Origin of the sequence: Pseudooceanicola pacificus (assembly GCF_009789075.1) — a bacterium.
Classification (GTDB): Bacteria; Pseudomonadota; Alphaproteobacteria; order Rhodobacterales; family Rhodobacteraceae; genus Pseudooceanicola; species Pseudooceanicola pacificus.
Window position 1 is genome coordinate 55,471 of sequence record NZ_WNXQ01000015.1, and the last position, 7,231, is coordinate 62,701.

The 7,231-nt window shown below is 60.4% G+C and carries 7 protein-coding genes; 5 read left to right on the plus strand and 2 right to left on the minus strand.

Going from position 1 to position 7,231, the window contains the following annotated elements:
* Nucleotides 1-21: 21 nt before the first annotated feature.
* Nucleotides 22-813 (plus strand): ABC transporter ATP-binding protein, encoded by a 792-nt coding sequence (locus tag GLS40_RS17385; protein ID WP_028288589.1) that lies wholly within the window; start codon nt 22-24, stop codon nt 811-813.
* A gap of 12 nt (nt 814-825) precedes the next feature.
* Nucleotides 826-1,614 carry an SDR family NAD(P)-dependent oxidoreductase gene (locus GLS40_RS17390; protein WP_043753691.1) on the plus strand — a complete coding sequence of 263 codons (789 nt, stop codon included), beginning with the start codon at nt 826-828 and terminating at the stop codon, nt 1,612-1,614.
* Nucleotides 1,615-1,639: 25 nt separating this feature from the next.
* On the opposite strand, the gene GLS40_RS17395 is transcribed toward GLS40_RS17390, so the two are convergent.
* Complete coding sequence (locus GLS40_RS17395; protein ID WP_036540260.1) at nt 1,640-2,743, minus strand: CaiB/BaiF CoA transferase family protein; 1,104 nt, start codon at nt 2,741-2,743, stop codon at nt 1,640-1,642.
* A gap of 113 nt (nt 2,744-2,856) precedes the next feature.
* Between GLS40_RS17395 and GLS40_RS17400 the strand changes: the two genes are divergently transcribed.
* From GLS40_RS17400 to GLS40_RS17410, 3 genes are read left to right on the plus strand one after another with little or no spacing between them, the layout of a single operon-like run.
* A complete protein-coding gene (locus tag GLS40_RS17400; protein ID WP_028288592.1) occupies nt 2,857-3,645 on the plus strand; it encodes an enoyl-CoA hydratase/isomerase family protein in 789 nt (262 codons plus the stop codon).
* A gap of 16 nt (nt 3,646-3,661) precedes the next feature.
* Nucleotides 3,662-4,900 carry a thiolase family protein gene (locus GLS40_RS17405; RefSeq protein ID WP_043753696.1) on the plus strand — a complete coding sequence of 413 codons (1,239 nt, stop codon included), beginning with the start codon at nt 3,662-3,664 and terminating at the stop codon, nt 4,898-4,900.
* A 16-nt stretch (nt 4,901-4,916) separates the two neighbouring features.
* Nucleotides 4,917-6,083, plus strand: a complete 1,167-nt coding sequence (locus GLS40_RS17410; RefSeq protein ID WP_043753698.1) for an acyl-CoA dehydrogenase family protein — start codon at nt 4,917-4,919, stop codon at nt 6,081-6,083.
* Between the two features lie 84 nt (nt 6,084-6,167).
* On the opposite strand, the gene GLS40_RS17415 is transcribed toward GLS40_RS17410, so the two are convergent.
* Nucleotides 6,168-7,076, minus strand: a complete 909-nt coding sequence (locus GLS40_RS17415; RefSeq protein WP_328598920.1) for an acyl-CoA dehydrogenase family protein — start codon at nt 7,074-7,076, stop codon at nt 6,168-6,170.
* Nucleotides 7,077-7,231 lie beyond the last annotated feature (155 nt).

Genomic DNA, 7,231 nt, shown 5'->3' on the forward strand with positions numbered 1-7,231 from the left:
TTAGCCCCGGGCAATATGACCATGCTGGAACTCAACAACGTAGAGGTGACATATTCCGACGTCATCCTGGCGCTCAAAGGCGTGTCCATGACAGTCCGTGCGGGACAATGTGTTGCTCTGCTCGGTGGCAATGGCGCAGGAAAAAGCACGACGCTTAAAGCCATCTCGGGAACGCTCAAATCCGAGGATGGAACCGTTTCGGCGGGGTCCATCGTTCTGGACGGAACTCCCATTCAGAACATGGAAGCCTCGGAAGTCGTGAAGAACGGTCTCATCCATGTGATGGAAGGGCGGCGCGTTTTGCGGCATCTGACGTCAGAGCAAAACCTGATCGTCGGCGGGCACATGGTGCCCAACTCCGCCGAGCTGAAAAAGCGCCTGGACCATGTTTACACCTTGATGCCCCGGCTTGCGGACCTGCGCAACCGCACCTCTGGCTTCATGTCTGGTGGCGAACAACAACTGCTGCTGATCGGCCGGGCCATGATGGCCAGCCCCAAGATCATCGCGATCGACGAACCGTCGTTGGGATTGGCCCCGATGATGATCCGGGATGTTTATGAAGTGCTCAAGCAGCTCAAGTCAGAAGGCACGACCTTCTTCCTGGTCGAACAAAACAGCGCCGCGGCGCTATCGATCGCCGACTATGCCTATGTGATGGAGAACGGCCGGATCGTGATGGACGGCCCTGCCGACAAGCTCGCTGACAACGAGGACATCAAGGAATTCTATCTCGGCGTCACCGCATCGGGCGAGCGCAAAAGCTATCGAGATATCAAACACTATCGCCGCCGGAAGAGATGGCTGGGATAGAAAGGAACGAAGATGAGTAACCTGCTTTCCATCAAAGGTCGTACCGCATTTGTAACCGGAGCGGGGCAAGGCGTTGGTCGGCAAGCCGCGCTTTATCTGGCGGAACACGGAGCCGGTGCCATCGTTGTCAACGATTTTCACGCCGAACGGGCCGAAAGCGTTGCCGCGGAAGTGGAGGCAGCGGGTGCAAAGGCTCTGCCGCTCGCCTTCGACGTCTCGGATTTCGACGCGGTTGGCGCGGCGTTTGCCGAAACGCAGACCACATTTGGCGGCGTGGATATTCTGGTCAACAATGCGGGCAACGCCGGGCCGACATCGCGGCTCGACGATCTGGTCCCTTTTTGGGAATCCGATCCCGACGAATGGCGCCGCTGGATGGCCACCAATTTCGATGGGGTGCTGAACTGCACCCGTCACGCCATGCCGTTGATGGTTAACAGTGGCTATGGGCGCATTGTGACCGTCATTTCCGACGCCGGCCGTGTCGGTGAACCGCATCTGGCGGTTTATTCCGGGGCCAAGGCCGGTGCGGCCGGCTTCATGCGGGCAATTGCAAAGGCCGGCGGCCGGTTCGGGATCACCGCGAATTGCGTCGCCTTGGGGGGCACAAGAACTCCGGCTGTCGCCGACCTGATCCCGGATGCAGAGACCGAGAAGCGGGCATTGTCGCAATACGTGATCCGCCGTCTGGGCGAGCCGGAAGACCCCGCCGGAATGATCCTGTTCCTCTGCTCGGATGCTGCCAGCTGGATCACCGGTCAAACTTATCCGGTGAATGGCGGGTATTCTTTTGCCTGCTAGAGCCGCCATCGGACGGCTGCCGCCTCTAGTTGGAGCTGTCCGAAAAAACGCTGTCATTATCTGCCCCGAGCTCGGGGGGCAGATCCGGTATCGCGGTTTCGAAACCATCGAATTTCAACGGCTGGACAATAAAAGTCTCGGCCTTGCCGCCGTCATGCGTAATCTTGCGCAGCAGCTGGCGCGCACGCACATGGGGGTCGTCCAACGTTTCGACCAGGGAATTGACCGGACCCCATGGCACCCCCGCCTTATCCAGAAGGTCGCCCCATTCGGCGCGCGTCTTGTTGACCAAAATCGCCGCGATTTCTTCGCGCAGCGCGGCCTTGCGGGCGACACGGTCGCGGCCTGTCAACGGCGCAAGATCCGCCCTGTTGATCACATCGCAGAACGGTTTCCAGAACCAGTCCTCATGCGCGATGGACAAGGTCAAGAGCTTGCCGTCTTTGCAGGTGAACACGCCATAGCCCGGCTCGGCGATAAATTCGCCCAGCGGTGTTCCATTGGCGGCGGGAACGAGGAATGCGGTCAACATCGAAACCACCGCATCCGACATGGACACGTCCACGTAACGCCCCTGCCCTGTGCGCTGGCTCGACACCACCGCCGACAGGATTGCGATCGCCGCGAACAACGCCGCGCCAACATCCGCAAGGGGGATCGGCGGCACAGGGCCGGGCTGCTTTGCATCGGCCTGATCGGCCAGCAAACCGCCAACCCCTTCATAGCTCAGGTCATGGCCAGCCCTGTCACGATAGGGGCCGTCCTGCCCGTAACCCGAAATCGATACATAAACCAGCCGCGAGTTGACACTACGCATGTCCTCGAAACCGGCACCCAAGGCCGCAAGCTTGCCAGGGCGGAACCCTTCGACGATGACATCCGATTCCTTGGCCAGTTCGCGAAACCGTGCCAGCCCCTCGGCCGATTTCAGATCCAACGCAACGCTGCGCTTGCCTCGGTTCAGTGCCCGGAACAAGGGCGGAAATTGCCGGGCCGGATCGCCGACACCCGGTCGTTCGATCATGATCACCTCGGCTCCCATGTCGGACAACAGCATTGTGGCATAGGGACCGGGAAACTGTTCGGCAAGGCTGAGAATTTTCAGGCCGGCCAGGGGTGCAGTGCTCATATCAATCTCCAGCTCTTTTGTTTTCCACGTGCGGGTCCGCCCGAGTGCAGCGCAAATCGCCGCAAAAGACAAGGCGAAAAACCAATAATATGTATAATTATCAGGAGCTTAGCATGAGTGAAGCAAAGCAGACGCTATTCGTTGAGCGGGTCGCAAAAACTGAATGGATTACCTTCCAGCGCACCGAACAGCTCAACGCAATGTCAACGCAGATGCTGCGCGAGATGGCGGCAGCACTGGAATCGGCGCTGGCCGACGATGGGGTGCGTACAATTGTCCTGACCGGCTCTGGCCGGGCATTCTGCGCCGGTGCCGATCTGAAAGAAGTTGCTGGCGCCAAACATGCACCAGGCGAGCCGGATCTTCTGGATCTTGTCGATCACACGTTTGGGCTGATGCGACATGGCCCGAAACCGGTGATCGCCGCAGTGAACGGGCTGGCGATGGCGGGCGGTTTGGAAATGGTGATGGCCTGCGATCTGGTCTTTGCCGCCGAAAGCGCGCAACTGGGCGACGCACATTCCAACTTTGGCGTCTTTCCCGGGGCCGGCGGTGCGGCGATCCTGCCGCGTAGGATTGGCCTGAACCGCGCGAAATACCTGCTGTTCTCGGGCGAGAACGTTTCGGCACGGGACATGATGGACTGGGGACTGGTGAACAAGGTCATCGCGGACGAAGACCTGCGACAAGCGGTGCAGGCCTTTACCGACAGGCTGGCAGAAAAAAGCCCGGCGGTCTTACGCCGCATGAAGACGGTTGCCAATCGGTCGCTGGACGTGGACGAAACCGCCGCGCTTTCCGAAGAGATGCTGAACCTGCGCGCGCACATGCGATCCTGGGACATGCACGAGGGTCTGTCGGCGTTCAATGAAAAACGAAAACCGCAGTTTCGCGGATACTAGGTCAGGAGGACAAACGATGCAGGACATTTACATCGTTGGCGTCGGGATGACGCCGTTCGGAAAGTTCCGGGACAAAACCATCAAGGACATGACCGGCGAGGCCGTCGCCGCCGCGCTTTCCGATGCCCGAGTGACGGCAGATCGTATCGACGGCGCATTCTTCTCGAACGCGGTGCAGGGCCACATGGAGGGCCAGCACATGATCCGCGGCGAAATCGCGCTGCGTGAAATGGGCATTCAGGGCATTCCGGTGGTGAATGTCGAAAACGCCTGCGCCAGCGCCTCGACCGGGTTCAAACTGGCAGTCGATTTCCTCAAGGCCAGCAATGGCGACTGCTGTCTCGCCGTGGGCGCCGAAAAGATGTATTCTGACGACCGTGCGTTGATGTTTTCGGCCTTCGACAGCGGCTGGGACGTCAGCAACAGCGAAGAGGTCGCGCAACGGCTGGCCGATCTGGGTGCAGGGGTCGAGGAACCCGAAGGATCGAAATCGCCCAAGCCCTACAGCGTGTTCATGGATGTCTACGCAGGCTTCGCCCGGCTTCACATGAAGACCTTTGGCACAACTCAGGAACAGTTCGCCGCCGTCGCCGCCAAGAACCATGCGCATTCCGTGCATAATCCACTGGCGCAATACCGAGAAGCCATGAGCGTCGATCAGGTATTGGCCGCGCCGCCGATCACCTATCCGCTGACCCTGCCGATGTGCGCCCCGATCTCGGACGGGGCCGCTGCGGCCGTTTTATGCACCGGCGAGGGGATAAAACGTCTGGGCCTAGATCCCGCGCGCGCGATCAAGGTCAAGGCCGCGATCCTGCGCTCGGGCACCGATCGTCCGCCGGAAGATTACAAGAACCACCTGACCCGGCTTGCCGCGCTTGAGGCCTATGAACAGGCCGGGATCGGCCCCGAGGATATATCGGTGGCCGAAGTGCATGACGCCACGGCCGTGGGCGAAGTGATCCAGATCGAGAACCTCGGATTTGTCGAATTCGGCGAGGGCGGTCCCGCCAGTCTGCGCGGCGAGACAAAGATCGGCGGACGCATTCCGGTGAACCCCTCGGGCGGGTTGGAATCCAAGGGCCACCCGGTCGGTGCCACAGGGATAGGGCAGGTTTTCGAACTGGTCACGCAACTGCGCGGCGAAGCTGGCGCGCGTCAGGTCGAAGGGGCAAAGAATGCCATCGCCGAAAACGGCGGGGGGTTGCACGGGGTAGAAGAAGCGGCCGCCTGCGTCACCATTCTGGGCCGTTGAAACAAGGAGACGAACCATGGAAAACGTGATCGCCGCCGCTCAGGCAATCTATACAGATGAGCAACGCATGTTGCTGGAAAACTTCCGCAAGATGGCCGAGGCAGAGTTCGCGCCGCTGGCCGAGAAATACGAGAACCTCGGCCACCCCCCCGATGCGAAAACCCTGAAGTCCCTGTTCGCCAAGGTCGAGGAATTCGGGCTGATCAGCGGCCTGATCCCCGAAGAGGAAGGCGGTGCCGGAATCGACCGCATGACCTATGGCATCCTATACGAGGAACTGGCCCGGATATGGGCCGATCTGGCAATCGCGGTGCTGATTCAGGGTCATGCCGTGTTCGCGGTCAACCTCTTGGGAAATGTGGCGCAGAAAGAGGCCTATCTGAAGCCGCTCCTGCGCAGCGAACGGATCTGTGCCACCTGTATTTCCGAACCAGAGGTCGGTTCGAACGTACGCGAGGTCAAGACACGTGCGGACCGAGAGGGCGATAAGATTTTCGTCACTGGCCAGAAGCTCTGGATTTCCAATGGGGCCCAGTCGGATTTCGCCATCGTTGTCTGCAATCTGGACGACGGTATTTCCATGGTCATCGTCGACCGCGAGGCCGGCAACTATGAGAGCCGCGAATTGCGCAAGATGGGACTTGTCGGTGCATCGACCTGTGAATTGTTTTTCGACCGGGCGGAAACCACCGCCGAGCATGTTCTGGGTAATGCAGGCGGCGGCCTGTTCCAGACGTTGAAACTGTTTGAGAGCGCGCGTGTGTTTGTTGGCCTGACCAGCATCGGCATTGGTCAGGCGGCATTGGAATGTGCGGTCAAATATGCCCAGGAACGCGAGCAGCATGGCAAGCCGATTGGCGGGCACCAGTTGATTCAAGGCTACCTGGCCGACATGGCCACGCACCTGGATGCCGCGCGCCTGTTGTGCCAGCGCGGGCTGCAACTTCTGGACCTGGGCGTGCGCTGTGACACCCAGACCTCGATGGCGAAATGGTATGCAACCGAAATGGCCGTCGAAATCGCCGGCAAAGCGGTGCAGATCCACGGCGGCAACGGCATCACCAAAGAGTTCGACGTTGAACGGCACTTCCGCAATGCAAAGGTCATGCCGATTCCCGATGGCACCACCGAAATCCAAAAACTGGTCATCGGGCGCAACCTGACCGGGCTTAACGCGTTCTGAAAAGGGCCTTGGCCGCCCCACCGTCGGCGCTCGTCAGCGTCGAGGGTGGGCACGACCCGGAGTGATCGCGATACGGGCGAAGAGTCAGTAGGACTTGGGCATCCCCAATGCCTTCTCGGCCACGTAGGAGAGGATCAACTCCTCGCTGACCGGCGCGATGAAGTTCAGTACGCTTTCGCGAAAGTAACGCTCGACGTGGTATTCCTGCGCGAAGCCAAAGCCGCCGTGGGTGCGCACCGCGCGGAATGCCGCTTCGTAGGCCGCCGAGCCGGCGAGGTTGCGCGCGGTATTGGCCTCCAGCCCGCAGGGCTTGCCCTGATCGTAAAGCGTGGCGGCTTTGTAGGTCATCAGTTCCGCCGCCTGAAGGCGCATCCACACCGAGGCCAGCGGATGCTGGATCGCCTGGTTCTGGCCGATTGGACGGCCGAAGACGACGCGTTCGCGCGCATAGGCGGCCGCCTTTTCCAGTACGTACATCCCAAACCCGACCGCAGCCGCGGCGACAATGATCCGCTCGGCATTCAGCCCGTGGAGCAGGACCTTGAAACCCTCACCTTCCGCGCCGATGCGGTCCTCTTCGGGCACCTCCAGCCCATCAATGAAGATGGCGTTGGAGTCGACCGCCTTGCGGCCCATCTTGGCAATTTCATGCACGTCGATCTTGCTGCGGTCGAAATCGGTGTAGAACACTGACATGCCGTCGGTCGGTCGCTCGCAGTCCTCGATGGGCGTGGTCCGGGTCACCAGCAGGATGTGATCTGCGCGCTGTGCGGTCGAGGTCCAGACCTTGCGCCCGTTGACCACATACCCACCGTCTTCGCGTCGGCGCGCAAAGGTCGAGATATGCGTGGTATCAAGGCCGGCGTCCGGTTCGGTTACGCCGAAGCAGGAGCGGTGCTCTCCGCGGATCAGAGGCGGCAGCATCCGAGCCTTCTGTTCGTCGGTGCCGAAGCCGACCACCGGTTGTGGAGTGCCCCCACTGAAGTGGTCCACCAACTGGGATAGTTTTATCCCGATGTCAGGAGGACTGAGCTACTCCCCATCTCTTGGACAGGATCTGGCGTAAATTAAGCTACTCGTTGCACCTGCTGATCGGGTTGGTTGATATCATTTCTTTGCCAATAGACCAGCGCGGGAGGTTGGCCGCC